Genomic DNA, 21,269 nt, shown 5'->3' with positions numbered 1-21,269 from the left:
TATGGAGAGAATTCCGCGAAGCGAGGGGTTGATTCCGCGAAGTGAGGGGTTGATTCCGCGAAGTGAGGGGTTAATTCCGCGAAGCGAGGGGTTGATTCCGCGAAGTGAGGGGTTGATTCCGCGAAGTGAGGAGGTAATTCCGCGAAACGAGGGGTTAATTCCGCGAAGTGAGGGGTTGATTCCGCGAAGCGAGGGGGTGATTCCGCGGAGTGAGGGGTTAATTCCGCGAAACGAAGGGTTGATTCCGCGAAGTGAGGGGTTAATTCCGCGAAGCGAGGGGTTGATTCCGCGAAATGAGGAGTTGATTCCGCGGAGTGAGGGGTTGATTCCGCGAAGCTGCTGAACTCAAATGTTTAATCCTACAATAGAAAAAAGAATCTGCTTTACGCCCGCACGGTTCAAAGGACGTTGAGCAGATTCTTCTTTAATCTTTAACTCTAAATAGTATATAGATAGCCTTTATGGTATTAATTCCTCTTACATCTTTACTTTGCCATAAGCTGCACTACATCTGTGATAACAACAATCTAGGTAATATCCCAACAACTAAGATATTAGATGTGATTTCAGAATTTGTATTTAAAAAACCTCAATATAATTTACATAAATCGAATGCCCAATTATTAGTGATAAAACAACAATAATCGTAATAATAATCACATTTCGAGGTCTAAAGTCTTGAGCTTGCATTTTCTACTCCTCCTTCATAATTTAGTGAATATTATGACAATTCAATATATGTTAAAGGAATAAGAGTATGCAGTTTTAAAAGTACTTTTATGTAAATATTCTAGTGCAAAAACGTATCAGATGCATTGTGTTAGATAATAGTTTTACTAGTAAATTTATATTGTACTAGAGATGAAAAAACTTAAGCCGCACCCCTCGCTATGCATGGTGTTGCGGCTAAAGTTATTAAAAATATCTTGCTGGGGAGAATTCAGAATTGTGTGAGTGACTGGCACTCTTAATCAAGTTTTAATCCTTTTAAGGCTTCAGCCAATGCGTTGTTTACTGGTTCATCATTATTTTGTTGCTTTAAATATTTTTGAACTGAGCGTTTATCTACTTTACCGCCGCCTTCTTTTTTACGGCGCGCTTCAAATGCAGATAATTTTTCGCGATGACCACATTTACATACAAAAATTTGTCCATCGCCTTCACCACGAAGCTCAAGTTTTTTCTTACATTGAGGGCAGCGAGCGTTTGTCACACGTGCTACATTTTTGCGGTGACCACATTCACGGTCCTGACAAACAAGCATTTTGCCTTTTTTGCCGTTGACTTCAAGCATCGGTTTACCACAATCAGGGCAAGATTTAGTAGAAATATTATCGTGCTTATATTTTTTGTCGCTTGCTTTAATTTCAGAAACAATTTCCTTCGTGTAATTTTTCATTTCACTAATAAATACATCTTTTTTCAGTTTTCCATTTGCAATCGCTTCGAGCTTTTGTTCCCACTCAGCTGTAAGGGTAGGGGATTTTAACTCCTCGGGAACTAAATCAAGCAGTTGTCTACCTTTTGAAGTGATGTAAATATCTTTAGCGCCACGTTTTTCAATTAAAAATGAATTAAAGAGCTTTTCGATTATATCTGCGCGAGTTGCTACTGTGCCTAAACCGCCTGTAGATTTTAAAGTATCGGCTAATTTTTTATCGTTCGTCCCCATATACTTCGTCGGATTTTCCATCGCAGATAAGAGCGTTGCCTCGTTAAAGCGGGCTGGTGGCTTCGTTTGGCCAGATGTTTGTGCAATCAGTTTAATCTGAAGTGTGTCACCCTTGTCAATGCGTGGAAGGATTTGTTCTTGCAAATCATCTGTTGTATCCTCATCATCAAAGCGATTTTCATATACTTCCTTCCAGCCAGCTGACATAATTGTTTTGCCGCGTGCTACAAAGCTTTCATCTGCGATTTTTGCACGTAATGTAAGCTGCTCGTATTCAAAAGCAGGGAAAAGAACGGCTAAAAACCTTTTCACAACAAGGTCGTAAATTTTACGTTCCTTATCGGAGAATGCTGAGAAATTGACATAGCCTTCTGTTGGAATAATCGCATGGTGATCAGAAACTTTACTATCATCGACAAATGCCTTCGACGTTTTAATTTGTTTATTTAAAAGTTTATTTGCAAGTGAACGATATTCGCCAATACCACAAGCTTTTAAACGTTCTGGTATAGTTGCAACAATGTCTTGTGAAATATAGCGAGAGTCTGTGCGTGGATACGTTAATACTTTGTGCTGCTCATATAATTTTTGCATAATATTCAGCGTTTCTTTTGCAGAATAGCCGAAAATTTTATTCGCATCACGTTGCAACTCTGTTAAATCATATAAACCGGGAGCAAAAGTTTTCTTTGGTTTTTTTTCAATGTCAGTAACAGTTGCGTTACTTCTTCCTAGCTTTTTAACGATAGCGTCCATTTTATCTTTATCAAAGCTACGGCTATTACCTTTTGCATCTTGCCATGTCAGTTTTAACTGATCGTTAGTCTGTGCTTCAATACCATAGTAAGTTTGTGGTTTAAAATGTTTGATTTCATCTTCGCGCGCCGCAATAATTGCCACTGTTGGAGTTTGTACACGACCGCAGTTTAGCTGAGCATTAAAACGCGTTGTTAAAGCACGAGTAGCATTCAGTCCGATATACCAGTCTGCTTCAGAACGAGCAACAGCGGAAGCATACAAATTATCGTAGGCCTTGCCTGGTTTTAAGTTAGCAAATCCATCTTTAATGGCTTTATCAGTTACAGAAGAAATCCATAAACGTTTAATCGGCTTATTTATCTTTACTTTATCAATAATCCAACGTGCTACGAGTTCACCTTCGCGGCCAGCATCAGTTGCTACAATGATTTCTCCTACATCACCGCGCGTTAGCTGGCTTTTTACCGCATTAAATTGTTTACCTGTTTGTTTAATTACTGTCAGTTTTAAGCGTTCAGGCAACATTGGTAAATCTTCTAAATTCCACGTTTTGTATTTCACGTCATAGCTTTCTGGGTCTGCTAATGTTACAAGATGACCTAATGCCCATGTAACGATGTATTTATCCCCTTCAAGATAACCGTTTCCTTTTTTATTGCAGTTCAATACACGCGCAATATCGCGAGCTACTGATGGTTTTTCAGCTATTACTACACTTTTAGCCATAAATAACATCCTTTCGTAAATCCTTGTTTTTACTATATCATAGAGCATTCTTATTATGTTAAAGAAGAAATCAGTGGTGTATAACAAGAGGAATTGGAGTTTATCTTAATTTAAATTGTTTGAGTGCCTGGCACTTATTGTTGCTGGGGTTATGTACTTTAATAATCAGAAACATGGTGTTTTCAACGAAAGCAAATTTTACTTACAGGTTCATCTAATACGTATGAAGAAGTAGGGGAATATACAGAGTGAAATGGGTTCCCATTTCAATATAAGGTTAAAATCACAACGAGTGTGTCAGGCACCAAAACAATTGTGAATTTTCAGAAAAAACTGAAGTAAACTCAAGTTTTTTTGAGTTTACTTCAGTGTGATTTTTTAAAAACCGACTTTATCAATAATCTTTATACAATAGAAGTACTAGAGGATTTTCTTACGATTAGCTTTGGTTGAAGATTAATTTTGCGATATTCACTTGGTCCGTTTCCTTCAACTCTTTCAATAACTAATTGTGTTCCCATATATCCAAAGTCATATGCAGGCTGTGAAGCTACTGTGAAGAAAGGATCCAAATATGAATAAGGCTCTAAGTCGTCAAAGCATACAACAGCAATATCTTCTGGCACTCGGATATTTTTGTTGCGCAGTGTTGTAATCGCGTTGATCGCTATAAAGTTATTAGCTGCGAAGATGGCAGTAGGTCGTTCTTCCTCAGGTAATAGCAGCAATCCATTGATAGTATCCCATTCTTCTTCTTGTTTATAATGCGTTTGGATAACCAAGTTTTTATTAAAAGACAGATCATTTACTTTCAATGTGTCTACATAAGTTTGATATCGCTCTTTGGATGTGGAAATATCTAAAGGTGCATGAATGATAGCAATCTTCTTATGTCCTCGATCAATTAAATGTTGAACTAACTCTCTTGTTCCCTCATGATTATTCCCCAATACCATATCGCAAGGAAGATCATCTATCATCCTATCAATTAACGTAAAGGGAACTTTGTTTTTCACAAGCTTTTTCAAGTTTTTTTTAGATTGATTCCCTGTAGGCGCAATAATAACGCCGTCTACCATTTTAGAAATAAGAGCATCTATATAGCCACTTTCTTTTTCTGGATCCTCGTCAGTATTACACAACATAAGCTGGTAGCCTAGTTGATTAGCCTTATCTGCTGCACCTCTTGCAACCTTTGTGAAGAAAGGGTTTGTAATATCAGGAATAACTAATGAAAGGAGCTTAGTTTTTTTAATATTTAAACTTCTGGCAGCGGAGTTGGGGATATAGTTTAATTCTTGAATAACAGCCTCTACTTTTTTTCTTGTTTTCTCGCTAATATTGCCTTTATTGTTAATAACTCTTGAAACAGTCATAGGAGAAACATTAGCTTTTTTTGCAATATCATATATTGTTGTCACCTATCGTACCTACCTTACATTGTTAATTTTTTTGTATTATTCCTACTGCTGGCGCAACGATTCTACGCAAAAAACATCTCGAATGAAGATACATTTTATTTCAAAATAAAGTCATCGTGATTATCATGTTGTTGGTTTATTTTTACATAAATAATTCAAATATAATTGTACTTCTTCTAACTCTACACTTTCCAATTATTGAATCCAAGAGGGAAAGCGCTTCAAGTGAGCCAAAAATAAAATAATACAATTAGTTTTCCGTTTAAAGCTCCCCGATGTTCATCCACCATTTTTCTCAAGTCATTATAGCATGTGGTTTAAAAATCTACATCACCATCCAATTTTATAACCTACTCATATTTAAAAGTTTTTAACATTTGAGCTTGGTAAATGTAACATTCAAATACGTCATTGCATCTAAAGAATAGCATTCATCGTCGCTATTCTGCTCCACTAAGTAGGAAATATTCTTAGCAATACCATCTATTTACCTTGGTTTTGAATTTTGATTATTTTCAGAAATTAGTATTGACATGTAATTTTTTGTTTGTTATTTTTACGTTACCGGTAACATAAAAGTTAACAAAGGTGGTGTTGAATATGATAATCGATTCGCATCAACATTTTTGGAAGTTATCAAGGAATGATTATAAATGGTTAACCAAAGATTTACCAGAGCTTTATCGGGATTTTATGCCTAATGATTTATATCCAATTTTAAATGAACATCAAATTACTAAAACAATAGTAGTCCAAGCGGCCCCATCAATCAATGAAACATTATTTTTATTAGATTTATTTAAAGAGCATGAATGGGTTGCAGGTGTAGTCGGCTGGTTAGATTTAACCGAAGTAAACTTTAAGCACCATTTAGAGGAGTTGCTACGACATCCTGGATTTGTAGGTGTGCGACCTATGTTACAAGATTTGGATGAAGATGATTGGGTTTTGAGAAAAGATGTATTAAAGAACATTGAACTGCTTGAACAGTATGATGTTCCGCTAGACCTTTTAATAAAGCCAAGGCATTTTCCTTACATACTAAAATTATTACAAATATTCCCCCAATTGAGAGTAGTAGTGAACCACATAGCTAAGCCAAATATTGCAAAGCAACAAATAGATGGTTGGAAAGAAGCTATGGGTGAAATTGCGATGTACCCGAATGCGATGTGTAAACTTTCAGGATTAGTGACAGAGGCAACTCATAAAAACTGGGCGATTGAAGAATTTCAGCCTTTTATCAACCATGTGGTAAACGTTTTTGGAACGAATCGAGTGATGTTTGGTAGTGATTGGCCCGTATGTAATTTATCAGGTACATACAACGATGTACTAATGATACTTATAGAAAACTTACCTACAAACTTACTTGGAAAAGATTTAGATATGATATTTGGAGAAAATGCAAAGCGTTTTTATAAATTATAAGAGGGAGGGTGAAGGAATGGCAGAAATGGCGTATCAACAAGGGATAACTTGCATTGTAATGGATGAAAAAGATAATGTAACAACCCTTTTAACGGATGTAAAAAAAGGTGAAAGTGTGATTTACACAAAAGGTAATCAAACATATGAATTAACTTTGCAACAAGATGTTAACTTTGGACATAAAGTTGCGATTGCTCCTATCAATAAGGCTGAGGAAATTGTGAAGTACGGTGAAGTAATTGGAGCAGCAACCATTGCTATTCAGACAGGTGAGCATGTACATGTTCACAATATCGAGGGCATACGCGGACGCGGAGATAAGAGTGCGGGAGGTGTGAAACGATGACAGTTATTAAGGGCTATCGTAGAGACAATGGAAAATTTGGTATTCGAAATCATCTTTTAATTTTACCAACAGTTGTATGTGCAAATCAGGTTACTTCAAGAATTCAACAACAAGTTCCAGGGTCAGTAGCTATACCTCACCAACATGGATGTAGCCAAGTAGGTGCTGACAAAGAGAGAACGCATAAAGTATTAGTTGGAATGGGAAAAAATCCGAATGTCGGTGCTGTATTAATTGTTAGCCTTGGCTGTGAAGTAATCAATGCACAAGAGATAAAGCAAGAAATTGAAGAGACTGGTAAGCCAGTTGTTTGGATTGACATTCAAAATGAGGGTGGCTCTGTTAAAACGATTCAAAAAGGTGTGGAAGTAGCACAGGATCTTCTGACAAAAATAGAAGATATTCCGTTAATAGATATTCCGCTTTCAGAGCTCATTGTTGGTGTGAAATGTGGCGGCTCTGACGCTACGTCAGGATTATGTAGTAACCCAGCACTTGGTAGAGCAGCTGATACCATTTTGAATGCAGGTGGAACAATTGTAATGGGTGAGACTACAGAAATCATTGGTGCTGAGCATCTTGTTGCTGCAAAGGCAATCAATCAAGATGTACAACAAAAATTATATAAATGTGTTGAACAATTTGAACTTGAAGTAGAACGTATGGGTGTCGATATGCGTGGAGGAAATCCAAGCCCAGGCAATATCGCAGGGGGCTTATCGACAATTGAGGAAAAATCTTTAGGGTGTATCAGTAAAGCTGGAACTGCAATGCTTCAAGGAGTTGTAGACTTTGCTGAAGAAATTCCAGGCACAGGCTATTATTTCATGGATTCACCAGGGAATGATATTGAATGTGTAACAGGCATGGCAGCAGCGGGTGTTCATGTTGTTTGCTTTACAACTGGAAGAGGGACACCGACAGGAAATCCAATTATACCTGTCATTAAAATAACAGGGAACGAAATTACTGGAAGACGAATGGCAGACAATATCGATGTAGATGTCAGCCCTGTTTTACAAGGGAAAGAATCGTTGGACGAATCGGGTAAACGCATTTTTGAATCGATCGTAAATGTAGCAAAAGGTCAGGAAACAAAAGCCGAGATTTTAGGTCATCAAGAATTTAGTATTAGCAGAATCGGTATTAGTCTATAAAAAGTAAAGTTAGGAGAATAAATATGAAAAAACTTGAAAACCGTGTTGCTCTAGTAACAGGAGCAAGTAGGGGGATAGGGGCTGCTATCGCAGAAAGATTAGCAGAAGAAGGAGCCCATGTTGCCATTAACTATACATCTCAACGTTCACTAGAAAAAGCAGAAATGTTAAAGGAACAAATAGAGAATCGTTTTAATGTCAGAGCAATGGTTGTAAAAGCAAATGTAGGTATTAAAAAAGAAGTCGATCACATGATTGATGAAGTTGAGCAAACGCTTGGCAATGTAGATATATTAGTGAATAACGCTGGAATAGCGCCATTCGAATCATTTATGAAGTTAACAGAAGAAACTTGGGATACGACCTATCAAACAAATGTAAAATCAATTTTCTTAACTTCACAACGTGTAGCTAAAAAAATGATTGAAAAACGTTACGGCAAAATCATTAATATTACATCTACGGCAAGCCTGCTTGTTACAAGTCCGGTTATCCCACATTATATTTCTTCAAAAGCGGCGGCTAGTCATTTGACGAAAGCTTTAGCGATTGAATTAGGCAAATATAATATTAATATCAATGCTGTCGGTCCAAGTACAGTAGCTACAGATATGTGCCAAGAATATCTCGAAGATCCAAGTATTTTGGAAAAAGAAATACAAGCCAATCCAATGAAAAGGCTAGGGACTGAAAAGCAAATTGCTGATGCTGTCGTATTTTTAGCCTCTGAGGAAGCGATGCAAATAAACGGACATTTACTAATGGTAGATGGAGGGCTTACTGTGAAGGCCGCACAGCCAGAAGACCATTTAGAACAAGAAAGGGAATTGTTGCTATGAGATTACAAGGTAAAGTAGCACTCATTACCGGGGGTGGTAGTGGTATTGGTCGTTCTACAGCCCTACTATTTGCAGCAGAAGGAGCCCACGTTATCATCAACGATGTTCACAAGGAAAATGGTGAAGGTACAGTAAAGGATATTCAACATAACGGAGGAAGCGCAACATTTTATCATGCAGATGTGACTATTCCTGAAGCTGTAAAAGAGATGGTTGAACATATTACAAAGCAATTCGAAAAAATAGATATCCTTTTTAATAATGTAGGCATTAGTAATGTAGGGCGGATAGATGAGGTAGAGCCAGACGTATGGGATAAAGTGATGAGCGTAAATGTAAAGGGAGTCTATTTACCAACAAAATATATTGTCCCTCACATGATGGAGCAGAAGGGCGGATGTATTATTAATATGTCCTCATGTGCTGCGGAAATAGGCTTAAAGCAACGCGCATTATATTCGGCAACAAAAGGAGCCATTTTATCGTTAACAAAGGCGATGCAGGTAGATTATGCACCTTACAATATTCGAGTAAATGCTTTATTACCAGGAACGATTTTTACACCATTTGTAGAAAATTATTTAAAGAATGCATATGACAATCCACAAGCTGCCATCGCAAGTATTAAGACAAGACAGTTAAGTGGCGAATTAGGAAAACCTGAAGATGTTGCGAAAGCTGCTTTATTTTTAGCAACTGATGAGTCCAGTTTTATGATGGGTTCTCCGCTTTACATAGATGGTGGCGTTGTCTTTGGGAAAAATGCTTAATATTACGAAATGACATGAGGAATGATTATGAAACTATTAACATTTGAAAAGCAGGGCAACTATCAATTAGGCGTTCAAACGATGGAAGGCATTATAGATATAGCCGCATCGATTGACAAAAATTCAGATTTTAATAACTTACCAGATGTAGTGTCTTTATTTTCTTGTAATAAAGAAGAGATTGCAAAGCTTCAAAATTTTATTCAAGCAATAGAAGTAGAAAAAAGTGCAGTATTTGTAGATGATAGTCAAATCAGCTGGGGGCCATGTGTTACAAAACCACATAAAATTATTTGCGTAGGTTTAAATTACCGTAAACATGCAGATGAAACGAATGCGCCTTATCCGGAAGTGCCTATTTTATTTAATAAATTTGATAATACATTAACTGGACATCACAGTGATATTCCAATTCCAAATGTAACAAAGCAACTTGATTATGAGGTAGAGCTTGGAATTGTTATTGGTGAAAAAATAAAAAATGTAAAAGAAGAAAATGCATTAGATCATGTTTTTGGTTATTGCACTGTAAATGATTTATCGGCGCGCGATTTGCAAATGAAAACACAACAATGGTTGTTAGGAAAAACGTGCGATAAGTTCAGTCCTGTTGGTCCTTACTTAGTGACGGCAGATGAAATAGAGAACCCTAATAATCTAGCATTAAAAACATATGTAAATGGAGAAATAAGACAAAACTCGAACACAGCAGATATGATTTTCAATTGTGCTGAAATTATTAGTTATATTTCCCGACATATGACATTAGAGCCTGGAGATATTATTTTAACAGGTACACCTGAAGGCGTAGTATTCGGATATCCTGCAGAACAGCAAATGTATATTCAACCCGGGGATGAAGTAACTGTAGAAATCGAGAAATTAGGTTCTCTTACAAATTACTTTGTAGCAGAAGATTAAAGAAATGAGTGTGAATAACTATGCTAAAAGGGATTCCTCCAATTATTTCACCAGACTTAATAAAGGTATTAATGGAGATGGGTCATGGAGATGAAATTGTGTTGGCGGACGGAAATTTTCCTGCTGCCAGCCATGCCCAACAGCTAATTCGTTGTGACGGACATACAATTCCAGAATTACTAGAAGCGATATTGGCGTTCTTTCCTATCGATACGTATGTGGAACATCCTATTCAATTAATGGCTGTTGTCCCAGGAGATCCAGTGGAACCAACGATTTGGAAAGAGTATGAGGAAATCGTTCACCGTCAATCCGAATATCCAATTCCATTTGAATTTATGGAGCGCTTTGAATTTTACGAGCGCACAAAAAAGGCTTTTGCCGTAGTAGCAACAAGCGAAAAAGCTCAGTACGCTAACATCATTTTAAAAAAAGGTGTCATCAAATAATCGGTATTTCGGGGATGAACATTAACTGAATGTTCACCGTAAACTCCATTTGAATACAAGCGTATCGGGAATTTGGTCATTCTAATGTATCGGGGGAAAGCGAATTATGAATTCTGAAGTGTTAATAGAAGAAACAAGAGCGAACTTATTGGAAAATGTTCATTCTGGTGTCGTTTGTGGTGTTAATGACAGCAAGGAGGCTATATATCAAGTTGGTAATATCCAACATAATACATATTTCCGTTCTGCTGCAAAACCAATTCAAGCAATACCTGCATTTTTATCTAAAATTGATTTAAAGTATGGCTTAACAGATAGAGAAGCAGCGTTATTTACTGCTTCACATCGTGGAGAAACGTATCATATTGAAGCGCTAGAAACGATGAAAGAGAAATTAGCCATTGATGAGAATGAATTATTTTGTCCTTTTTCGTACCCTTTAAATGCGGAACCAAAAGAGGCAATGTTAAGAAAAAATATAGAGAAAAGACGACTTTTTCATAACTGCTCAGGAAAACATATGGGCTTTATTGCAACTTGTCGTGAAATGGGTTTTCCAACGGAAGGTTATTGGAATATAGATCATCCCCTACAACAACTTATTTTGAAAACGCTATCTTATTTATCAGAAACACCACTATCTGAAATTCATGTCGGAGTAGACGGCTGTGGTGTGCCTGTGTTTGCTTTACCATTGCACAATATGGCTATTACGAGTTTGAAATTAGCTTGTCCAGATTTAATTGAAGATTTGGAACTTAGAGAAGCAGTAGAGCGAATGACAACAATTATGAACAATGAATTCAACATGGTAGCGTCTGAAAACTTTATTTGCTCTATATTATTGCAAGATCGAAATATTGTAGCAAAGGGTGGAGCAAAAGGCGTGTATTGCTTCGGCTTGAAAAAAGAACGTTTAGGTTTCGCCTTGAAAGTTTTAGATGGTTCAGAAGACGTTTGGCCAAATGTAATTGCTTCGATTTTAGAGCAAATAGCTTATGAAAATAAAGAAACAATTGCTAATATTCGCTCCCTTAGACCAAGCATCATTAAAAGTGATGGGGGCATTGAAGTAGGATCAATCCATGAGGTATTTGCATTAACACCAAATACAAAATAAAAAATTTGTTACAAAGGGGATGAAATTTATGAAGAAAAAGATGCTAGTCGTATTGATGGTTTTATTAGCTACTATACTTACAGCGTGTGGTGGTTCGAGTGATGCAAGTGATAATGCAGATGGTAAGGTAAAAATCAGATTGCTAACAAGAATGGCAGGGACAAGCACTCAGGCACAAATCTACAAAGATATTATTAAAGAATTCGAGGCAAAGCATTCCGATGTAGTTGTTGTTGATGAATCTCAAGGTGATGAATCAGCATTTAACAATAAGCTGAAAACAGATCTTGCATCTGGCACTTTACCTAACATTTTTAGAGTTCAAGGTGTTGCAAATTTAAACGAATATATTGAAAGTGGCTTACTTATGGATATGGACCCAATTTTAAAGGATGATCCTGAATGGGGACAAAATTTCACAGAAGGTGCATTAAAGTATTATCAAGTGCCAGGTCATGAGGGGACTTATGGAATTCCAATGGAGTCTGGTTTAATTGGTGTTTATTATAATGAAGAACTACTTAAAAAAGCTGGTATTAATGAGTTCCCTGAAACTTGGAGTGACCTAACAGCAGCTGTTAAAAAGCTAAAAGGCATTGATGTAACACCTATTGCACTTGGTGCAAAGGCAACGTATATGGCAGGACATTTACACAACCAAATTTTTTATAAATGGATGGGTACAGAAGCAGCAAAGAAATTAGGCACTAGAGAATTAAAATGGACAGATCCAGATGTTGTGAAAACACTTGAATATGTTGAAGACTTAAATAAGTTAGATGCATTTGGTAAAAGTGCTGCTGGAATAAGCGATGAAATTGCTGTGGCGGATTTCCTTGAAGGTAAGGCAGCGATGATTATTACTGGTCCATGGAACATTGGTAAATTTACGAATCCAAGTGAGACAGAATACGCTGATGCTATTAAACTTGCTAAATTCCCATACTTTGATGAAAAACCAGAATTTAAAGATGAAGATATGCAAATCATTAGTCCATATATGGTGAATGGCAAACTTGAAGGAAAAGAAAAAGAATATACAGTTGAACTTCTAAAAATGCTTACTTCTGCTGAAGCAGCTAAACGATTTGCAGAGGAAGCACAGTTCTTAATTCCAAGATCAGATATAGCAATTGATAACTCGAAAGTATCTGATTTGTTCTTACACAATATTGAATTAGGTGCTACGTCAACAGGAATTGCAGTAGATGTGTTCGATTTTGATCCACTACCATCTATGCAAGATAGAACAAGAAACTCTATCGTAAGTATCTTAATTGGTGGTAAGCCTAAAGATGCAGCAAAAGAAATTCAGGATGAAATTGATAAATCTAAATAAGTAGTTTTTCAAAACGAATATTTAGGTGGGGCGGAAGGCAGCGACTCCAGCGGGAAAAGGGCATCGAGCGTAGCGAGGGAAGCGGCTCGGTGCTTACCCGCGGTATGTGTCCGTCTGTTGCATATGCGAATTAGATTGAAATTGATTAAGATTACAAAAAAATTATGAAATGGAGGGGAATAGATGAATGTAAAAACAAATAGAGATAAGTCAAAAATTTTTCTATTTACTTTACCGGCCTTAGTAATCTATATTCTATTCCTTATTATACCTATGATAGGCGCCCTTTATTTTTCCGTTGTCAATTGGAATGGCATTAAAGGAGCACCATTAAATTTTGTAGGTTTAGAAAACTATCTAAATGTGTTTAAAGATAAAGACTTTCTTATTTCTTTAAAAAATATGTTTGGCATGGTGTTTTTTAGCGTTTTATTCCATACACCAATCGCTTTATTATTAGCAGTTGCCATTAATACGAAATTTAGAGGACATCGATTCTTTAAAGTAATCTATTTTGTACCTACTATTTTCCCACTAACAGCTATCGGTCTACTTTGGTACTTTATCTTTATGCCGAATGGCTCTTTAAATAGCTTATTAGAATTTATTGGTCTAGCAGATTTAGCTAAAGGCTGGTTAATTGATTCATCTACTGCTATGGGTGCAATTATCTTTGTAAACATTTGGGCAGGTGTTGGATACTACATGGTAATCCTATTAGCGGGGTTAACAACGATCCCAGAAGAAGTATATGAGGCAGCAGAGATGGATGGGGCTTCAGCCGTACAAAAGTTTTTCCATATAACTGTACCTATGCTAAAGCCAATTATTACTCTATGTATTTTAATGGATATTATTGGGACAGTGAAAGTATTTGATTTAATTTTTGTTATGACTGAGGGAGGGCCGAATGGTCTAACCAATCTGCCGACTACTTTAATGTATTATGAAGCTTTCAGATACAACAATTATGGCGTTGGTAGTGCATTAGGGGTCATCATTTTTGTTATTGCGCTCGTATTGACTATCGGTAGTGAAGCAATCATGAATAGGAAGGAGAAGAACCAATGAAAAAGAAAATAATATTATATGTTTTTGTAATAGCAATGGCTTTATTGTTTATTGAACCGATGTTATTTACATTAGTTTCTTCTCTTAAAGGAAATAAAGAAATATTTAGTTCACCCTTTAGTTTGCCTGAGGTTTTTAGATTTGAGAACTATGTAATTGCTTGGCAAGAAGCGAATATGAGTAGATATTTTTTAAATAGTATACTTATTTCAATGGCAACAGTTATTATCCTTGCGATTGTCTCTTCTATGGCGTCATTTACATTATCGAGATTTAACTTTAAAGTAAATAAATTTTTAGCCCTGTTTTTCCTGTTAGGTATGATGATACCTATGCATACAGTTCTTGTGCCGGTTTCTTATATTATTGGAGCACTAGAATTGAAAAATAACTTAGTGGCATTAGTTCTACTGTATGTGGCATTTTCTTTGTCATTTAGCATTTTAGTTTTGACACGCTTTATGAAAGGCATTAATGCCTCTTTAGAAGAAGCGGCACTGATGGATGGCGCAAGTTATTTCCAAATATATTTCAAAGTTATATTGCCGATGTCTGTTCCAGCAATATCGACTGTTTCTATTTTTAATTTTTTAGGCGCATGGAATAACATTCTGTTCCCACTTTTATTTATTAATGATGACCGCTTAAAACCAATCGCATTGGGTCTATTAAACTTTAGTGGTGAAAGAGGATCAGAATACGGGCCATTAATGGCTGCAATCGTCATCACGATATTAGTTCCTTTAGTCGTTTATCTTCTATTCCAAGAGAAAATTGAAAGCGGTCTTGCGGCAGGTTCAGTCAAAGAATAGCAATGAAACAGAAGTAGTGAATATTATTGGGGGTTATGAATTTGAGCGAATTACGTTATAGACAGGTACATTTAGATTTTCATACGAGTGAAGATATCCCTGGTGTTGGAAAGGACTTCGTTGCAGAGGAGTTTGCTGAGACATTAAAAGAAGCGAATGTAAACTCGATTACTTGCTTTGCTAGATGTCATCACGGCTGGTTATATTACCCTTCACAGCATCGTCCAGATTTGATCCATCCGCATCTTGAAAATAAAAACCTTTTAGTAGAGCAAATAGAGGTTTGTCATAAAAATAATATTAAAGTTCCGATTTATACAACTGTTCAATGGGATGGTTATATTAGTAAACATCATCCTGAGTGGTTATCGATTGATGAAAACGGAGAATTCATTAATAGTCAGGGTGTTCCTGAGCCACATTTCTACTATACAATTTGTTTAAATAGCGGCTATAGACAATATTTTAAAGACCATTTACAAGATATTATCGATACAGTGAAAAGCGAAAATATTGACGGCTTCTTTTTAGATATTTTATTTAAAGTTGATTGTAATTGTAAAAATTGTTTTGAACAAATGGAACGTAAAGGATTAAACACAGCAAATAGAGTAGATAGAATCTATTATTCTACGCTGATGCTTGAGGAATTTAAAGAAGAGATTAGCGATTTTATTAGAACTAGAGTGCCGTATGCAGGTATTTTCTATAATAGCTCGCATATTGGGCCAGGGAATAAAAGTAGCTTAGACAATTATACACATTTGGAGCTAGAGTCTTTACCAAGTGGTGGATGGGGCTATGATCATTTCCCTGCAACAATGAGATATTCTCGTATTTTGGGTAAGGACATCATCGGTATGACGGGTAAGTTTCATACGTATTGGGGTGATTTCCACTCATTGAAAAATAAAGCAGCTTTAGAATTTGAATGCTTCAATATGCTTGCTTTAGGTGCAGGCTGTTCAATTGGAGATCAACTTCATCCAAATGGCAAATTATCGAAGGCTGCTTATGAATTGATTGGCAGTGTTTATGGAAAAGTGAAAGAAGTAGAAACGTACTGTATGAATACAAAACCTGTTACAGAGATTGGGGTATTAACGCCTGAAGAATTTTATACACCAGGAGATCATAATTTAGGTATCCATCCAGCATTAATCGGTGCAGTTAGAATGCTACAAGAGTTATCATATCAATTTAATATTATCGACAGTCAAATTGATTTTAATGACTATAAGCTAATTGTTTTACCTGATGTGATTGATTATTCTCCTGAATTACAGCAAAAGCTACAAGCTTACGCTAACAATGGCGGGAAAATTATTGGTACGTTTGAATCCCTAGTTAATAAAAATCGTAACGAAGAAGATTTATATGGAAATGTGTACGTTGGTGAATCAAAGTATGACCGAGATTTCGTTTTACCGAATGATGTAATTGGGAAAAAGTTGCATAAAGAAGAGTATGTCATGTATTTAAAAGGTTTAGAAATGAAACCTGTACAGTCAGAGGTACTGATGCAGACAGTAAAACCATATTTTAATAGAGAAGGCACTACGTTTTGTTCGCATCAACATGCCCCATCATCGCATACATTTGGACATGCTGCAGTGACAAAACGTCAAAATATCATTTACTTCTCACATCCTATTTTCAAACTATATCGAAAAAATGGTCTAGCTTGGTGTAAATGGATGATGAAAGATGCGATTGATCATCTTCTCGAAAGTAAGCTTATTGCTCATAATGGTCCATCGACATTGCTGACATCATTAAATGTAGATAAAGAAACTGGGGCAAAGATTTTGCATGCACTTCATTATATAACGGAGAAACGCTCAGAGGATATTTATACGATTGAAGACATTATCCCACTTTATAACACAGAAATTAGAATGTTTGTTGGTGATACAAAAGTGACATCTGTAAAAAAACTGCCTGAATTAACAGAGGTAAGTTACAGTGCCGAAGGACAGTATATACACTTTACTATCGATAAAATCGAAGGACATTTAATGCTACATATCGATTAATGTTATGAAAGGACTATAAAAAGAGGGAAATAATCTAAGAACAATAAACTTAGATATTTTCCTTTTTAATATAGTTAAAGGCTCTGTCGGGGTATAGATTTTAGCAAGCTCCAAACTTAATTACGATGAATGAAAGATGTGATGATAGATGGAATTTTATTTTGGGCAACGGAACAAGGATATAGTTGTTGTAAATCCTGTATTACAATCAGCTCATCAATCCATCCCAATTCCTAAATGGATGATTGAAAAACATAAATGTCACTGGTTAAGACATGAAACAGAGCAGGGAGGACAAGATTATTTAATCATTGGATTGGGAAGCAATGAAACAGTTACTTATGAAAGCCTACGAGAAGCAGCAGGAGAAGTAGCACGAGTTGCTAATGCCAGTGAAAATAATGACATTCAAGTATCATTTGATTTTTTAAATGCAGTAAATCTCAATCAAGTAGATGCTATGATTGCTTTTGTAGAAGGTTGGATACTTGGAGCCTACCAGTTTCAAAAATACCGCAAAGAAAAAATAGTAGTAAAAACTCGTAATGTATATTTTTTATTAGAAGAAACAGAAGCTTTAAAAGAAGCTATCAACGTTGGAATGTTACGTGCAAACAGCACTAATATAACGAGAGATTTATGTAATACAGATCCGATTGATCTTAACCCAGACACATTTACTGACACAATTCGTCAGCATTTCGGTAAAAAAAATCTATCCGTAAATATTTATAGTACAGACGACTTGCAACAGCTCGAATTAAATGGGCTACTTGCAGTTGGAAGAGGCAGTCAATATTCATCTTATTTAGCAGAGATTAAGTACTGTACGAATGTTAATAAGCCACATATCGTGTTGATTGGTAAAGGCATGACTTATGATAGCGGTGGTATTAGCATTAAAACAGGTCTTAACATTAGCGATATGCGTATGGATATGGGAGGAGCGGGTGCTGTATTTGGTGCTATGGATTTAATCGCTTCAAAAAATGTAGATGTAAATGTAACTGCCCTGTTGCCGATTGCTGAAAACTTGCTTAATGAAAAGGCATTTTTACCAGGTGAAGTTATTCGTTTTGCAAATAATTTGCATGTTCAAGTTGGCAATACAGATGCTGAAGGAAGGCTGATTTTAGCTGATGCTCTATTATATTCTGAAAGGTTAAAGCCAGATGTTATTATTGATATCGCAACATTAACGGGGTCAATTGGTGCAGCACTAGGCTTAAAATACGCAGGTGTATTCGGAGATGAGTCGATTACAGATTTAATGAAGAAGCTAGGCGGTCAAAATGGTGATTTTGTATGGCCGATGCCACTTATTGATCAATATGAGGAATCATTAGCGAGTGATTATGCAGATATTTGTAATATTAGCTCAGACAGTCTAGCAGGCTCTATTACGGCAGCACTCTTTTTAAGAAAATTCGTTCCTAAAGGTACTAAATGGGGACATATTGATATGGCGGCACCTGTTCAATCACCAAAAACGAGGGGCTATCATGTGCGCGGTGCATCAGGTTACGGCGTTCGGTTATTGGCAGATTTTATAGAAAGCTATAGTAAACTAGAAAAAGGGAATGACTAAATATGGTTATTGAAGTGATTGCAATTTCTTTAACAGATGCGAAAACGGCACAAAAAGCTGGAGCAGACAGAATTGAATTGGTTGCAGGTATAGCCGAGGGAGGATTAACACCAAGCTATGCAATGATTGAAAGTGTTTGCGGTGAATTAACGATCCCTGTAAATGTAATGATTCGTCCTCATAGCCGTTCATTTTTCTATGATCAAAACGATTTACAAATAATGCTGAAAGATATTCAAATATGTAAACAGCTAGGTGCTAGAGGAATAGTTGTGGGTGCGCTTACTGAAGAGCATGATATTGATGAACATACTTTAAAACATTTAATAGCAGCAGCAGATGGATTGGATATTACCTTTCATCGAGCATTCGATGAAGTAAAGGACCAATCAAAGGCATTAAATACGTTAATGTCTTATAAAGAAATCTCACGAATTTTAACATCAGGTGGCAAAAATAAAGTAATTGATGCGGTTAGCGAAATTCAAGCTTTAGAACGACAAGCAAGCCAATCTCACATTCAAATAATGCCAGGTTCTGGTCTATCACCTAATACCCTCCCATCCTTTTTGAATCAGGTCAACGTTTCAGAATTTCATTTTGGATCCGGTGTTCGGCATCAATCGAGCTTTGACCATTTTATTGATGACCATAAAATTAAAGAAATAAAGGACATAATTTTATACCGTGCATAGACACAGTGACTATTGGGGGAAATAAAATGCAGCAAAAAGAGTACCTAGTTGGAGTAGATATGGGTGGTACAAAAATTGCCGTTGGATTATTAAGTGGTGATGGAAAAATCATTAAAGAAACTCGTATGGATACGAGAGGGCATGAAGGTCCAGAGATTGTTGTCAATAGATTAGTAGAGGCGATTAATGCGCTTTCAGAAGGTTACGAGATAAAAGGAATAGGCGTCGGAGTGCCAGGGATAGTTGATACAGATAATGGAATTATTCACTATTGGTCTACTTTCAATTGGAATAACGTACCTTTAGGTCAGATGTTAAATGCACAGTTAGATAAGAAAATTACAGTAGTCAATGATGCGAGTGCAGCGACTTGGGGAGAATTTAACTTCGGAGCTGGTCGGCAATCAAAGAATATGCTTTTTATGACGATAAGCACAGGAATCGGTGGAGGTATTATTTTTGAAGGACAATTGTTTACTGGCAGTAATATGTTAGCTGGCGAAATAGGGCATGTCACTGTTAATCCGAATGGACCAACATGCAATTGTGGCAAATCGGGTTGTTTAGAAGCATATGCATCAGGAGTATCCATTCAACGTCGTGCAATGGATGCAATCAAAAATAGTACATCACTTTTGGTCGAAATGGAGAAGCATGAAAGCAGACCAATTGATACAAAAATGGTGTTTGCTGCATATGAGTCAGGAGACTTAGTTGCACAAGAAATTATTGAGCAAGCAGCTACATATGTAGGTATTGTTTTGGCGAATTTTATACAAACATTTAACCCGGACCGCATTGTATTAGGTGGCGGTGTTATGAAAACAAATTCCCGATTTATAGAGAAAATTGAGGAAGTGACTCAAAACTATGTTCTTCCTTCCTATCGAAACACATATGAAATTAGACGTTCTCAATTGTTTGAAAATGCAGCATTAATCGGTGCTGCAAATTTAATTGTTTGAGTGCCTGTCACTTCTAAAAACCCACTTAGCTTTCCGCGCGCAGCCCTCTGTAAGCGCAAGAAGTCTTCGTGGGTTTTTACTTTGATATATAAAAGTTCAGAATTGTTTGAGTGCCTGTCACATAATATTCAACTAGAGAGCATACAGTTAGTGTAGGAAATTTGCGGAAAATGATTCTGGGGAAAAGAATGCTTCAGAATAGAGGAAGTACAGTATTACACATGTGAATTTACATTTTATATTGTGTAGATTCAAATTTTTTGTTAAAAAACCTATGATTTATATGCTGTTTAATGTAAATAAATTCTCGGTAATGCTATTAAATTGTTTTGTGGAACTAGACACCAATTTTTGAGAATGCTATATTAAAGGAGTCATAGTATTTTTATAATTAGGAAAATTAAGAGAATGCAAGTCCTAGTTATAAGGAACAAAGGGGTAAGTGTTATAAAGAAGGATGATAGGTGCCTATGGTAAAAAAAACGTTAAAACAAAGAATTGTAGACGCTTCTGTAGTGCTGTTTCAGCAAGATGGCTATCATAATGTAACTGTTGATCGCATTGTGGAATACATCGGCGCATCAAAAGGCGGATTTTATCATAATTTTAAATCGAAAGATGAATTGTTATATGAAGTTCATGATGTGTTTATTTCCTATGTTATCAAACAGTCACAGGAAGCTTATGACAAATATGATACGCCGATTAAACGCTTATGTGCAATGCTTCAAACGCTGACACAAGTGTTTGATGTCTATCAAGCCCATATTACTGTATTTTATGAAGAAAGCCGTTCGTTGTCAGAAGAATATAGTGCAATAATTCATGAAAAGCGGGACCAATATCGGGAAATATTACAAAAAGTGATTGAAGAAGGGCAGCAGACTAAGGATTTTCGTTGTGAATTACCTTCTACGATTGTAACAATGGCCATTGTGGGGATGATTAACTGGACATATATGTGGTTTAAACAAACCGGTCCATTGACAATGGAGGAAATTACAGAAGTATTTACGGATATGATATTACGAGCAATTGTTACAGAGCAAGCTATGGAAGAAGCAACTCAATTTATGGTAAAGGTGAAGCCAGAAGAAAAAGCTGGTTTTATTAATCTTTAATACAGACCGACTAGTCGGTCCAAATTTGTGT

General features: G+C 36.3%; 18 protein-coding genes. 16 read left to right on the top strand and 2 right to left on the bottom strand.

Translation table 11 applies throughout. The annotated features are described in order from the left end of the window. Positions 1-967: 967 nt before the first annotated feature. Positions 968-3,157 (bottom strand): DNA topoisomerase III, encoded by a 2,190-nt coding sequence (locus ACIP9C_RS12345; protein WP_401010987.1) that lies wholly within the window; start codon positions 3,155-3,157, stop codon positions 968-970. Positions 3,158-3,561: 404 nt separating this feature from the next. Beyond that, on the bottom strand, positions 3,562-4,578 hold the full coding sequence (locus ACIP9C_RS12340) for a LacI family DNA-binding transcriptional regulator (RefSeq protein WP_401010985.1): 1,017 nt from the start codon (positions 4,576-4,578) through the stop codon (positions 3,562-3,564). 600 nt (positions 4,579-5,178) lie between these two features. Between ACIP9C_RS12340 and ACIP9C_RS12335 the strand changes: the two genes are divergently transcribed. The 16 genes from ACIP9C_RS12335 (at position 5,179) to ACIP9C_RS12260 (ending at position 21,238) form a co-directional block, all read left to right on the top strand. Continuing rightward, entirely contained in the window at positions 5,179-6,009 is an 831-nt protein-coding gene (locus ACIP9C_RS12335; protein WP_401010983.1) for an amidohydrolase family protein, read from the top strand. Positions 6,010-6,025: 16 nt separating this feature from the next. Next, positions 6,026-6,355 (top strand): UxaA family hydrolase, encoded by a 330-nt coding sequence (locus ACIP9C_RS12330; protein ID WP_401010981.1) that lies wholly within the window; start codon positions 6,026-6,028, stop codon positions 6,353-6,355. Further along, positions 6,352-7,512: a UxaA family hydrolase gene (locus ACIP9C_RS12325; RefSeq protein ID WP_401010979.1), complete on the top strand. Its 1,161-nt coding sequence runs from the start codon at positions 6,352-6,354 to the stop codon at positions 7,510-7,512. Before ACIP9C_RS12330 ends, ACIP9C_RS12325 begins: the two co-directional genes overlap by 4 nt. A gap of 23 nt (positions 7,513-7,535) precedes the next feature. Continuing rightward, positions 7,536-8,351: an SDR family NAD(P)-dependent oxidoreductase gene (locus ACIP9C_RS12320; RefSeq protein ID WP_401010978.1), complete on the top strand. Its 816-nt coding sequence runs from the start codon at positions 7,536-7,538 to the stop codon at positions 8,349-8,351. Beyond that, positions 8,348-9,121, top strand: a complete 774-nt coding sequence (locus tag ACIP9C_RS12315; protein WP_401010976.1) for an SDR family NAD(P)-dependent oxidoreductase — start codon at positions 8,348-8,350, stop codon at positions 9,119-9,121. The genes ACIP9C_RS12320 and ACIP9C_RS12315 overlap by 4 nt, the downstream gene beginning before the upstream one ends. 27 nt (positions 9,122-9,148) lie before the next feature. Next, on the top strand, positions 9,149-10,042 hold the full coding sequence (locus ACIP9C_RS12310) for a fumarylacetoacetate hydrolase family protein (RefSeq protein ID WP_401010974.1): 894 nt from the start codon (positions 9,149-9,151) through the stop codon (positions 10,040-10,042). A 20-nt stretch (positions 10,043-10,062) separates the two neighbouring features. Then, on the top strand, positions 10,063-10,491 hold the full coding sequence (gene fucU / locus ACIP9C_RS12305; protein WP_401010972.1) for an L-fucose mutarotase: 429 nt from the start codon (positions 10,063-10,065) through the stop codon (positions 10,489-10,491). A gap of 106 nt (positions 10,492-10,597) precedes the next feature. After that, positions 10,598-11,611 carry an asparaginase gene (locus ACIP9C_RS12300; protein WP_401010970.1) on the top strand — a complete coding sequence of 338 codons (1,014 nt, stop codon included), beginning with the start codon at positions 10,598-10,600 and terminating at the stop codon, positions 11,609-11,611. 28 nt (positions 11,612-11,639) lie between these two features. After that, entirely contained in the window at positions 11,640-12,950 is a 1,311-nt protein-coding gene (locus tag ACIP9C_RS12295; RefSeq protein WP_401010968.1) for an ABC transporter substrate-binding protein, read from the top strand. 183 nt (positions 12,951-13,133) lie between these two features. Continuing rightward, the gene (locus ACIP9C_RS12290; protein WP_139859901.1) at positions 13,134-14,021 is read left to right on the top strand and encodes a carbohydrate ABC transporter permease; all 888 of its coding nucleotides are present in this window, start codon (positions 13,134-13,136) and stop codon (positions 14,019-14,021) included. Next, on the top strand, positions 14,018-14,833 hold the full coding sequence (locus ACIP9C_RS12285; protein ID WP_401010966.1) for a carbohydrate ABC transporter permease: 816 nt from the start codon (positions 14,018-14,020) through the stop codon (positions 14,831-14,833). Before ACIP9C_RS12290 ends, ACIP9C_RS12285 begins: the two co-directional genes overlap by 4 nt. A gap of 35 nt (positions 14,834-14,868) precedes the next feature. After that, entirely contained in the window at positions 14,869-16,869 is a 2,001-nt protein-coding gene (locus ACIP9C_RS12280) for an alpha-amylase family protein (protein ID WP_401010964.1), read from the top strand. Positions 16,870-17,017: 148 nt separating this feature from the next. Further along, a complete protein-coding gene (locus ACIP9C_RS12275; RefSeq protein WP_401010962.1) occupies positions 17,018-18,457 on the top strand; it encodes a leucyl aminopeptidase family protein in 1,440 nt (479 codons plus the stop codon). Positions 18,458-18,459: 2 nt separating this feature from the next. Then, entirely contained in the window at positions 18,460-19,152 is a 693-nt protein-coding gene (locus tag ACIP9C_RS12270) for a copper homeostasis protein CutC (protein ID WP_401010960.1), read from the top strand. Positions 19,153-19,178: 26 nt separating this feature from the next. Further along, complete coding sequence (locus ACIP9C_RS12265) at positions 19,179-20,117, top strand: ROK family protein (RefSeq protein WP_401010958.1); 939 nt, start codon at positions 19,179-19,181, stop codon at positions 20,115-20,117. 470 nt (positions 20,118-20,587) lie between these two features. Continuing rightward, positions 20,588-21,238 carry a TetR/AcrR family transcriptional regulator gene (locus tag ACIP9C_RS12260; RefSeq protein ID WP_401011257.1) on the top strand — a complete coding sequence of 217 codons (651 nt, stop codon included), beginning with the start codon at positions 20,588-20,590 and terminating at the stop codon, positions 21,236-21,238. Positions 21,239-21,269: the final 31 nt, after the last annotated feature.

Origin of the sequence: Lysinibacillus sp. NPDC093210 (assembly GCF_044753985.1) — a bacterium.
Classification (GTDB): domain Bacteria; phylum Bacillota; class Bacilli; order Bacillales_A; family Planococcaceae; genus Lysinibacillus.
The sequence above is the reverse complement of the archived record's forward strand: the minus strand, read 5'-3'. Positions and strand labels throughout refer to the sequence as shown.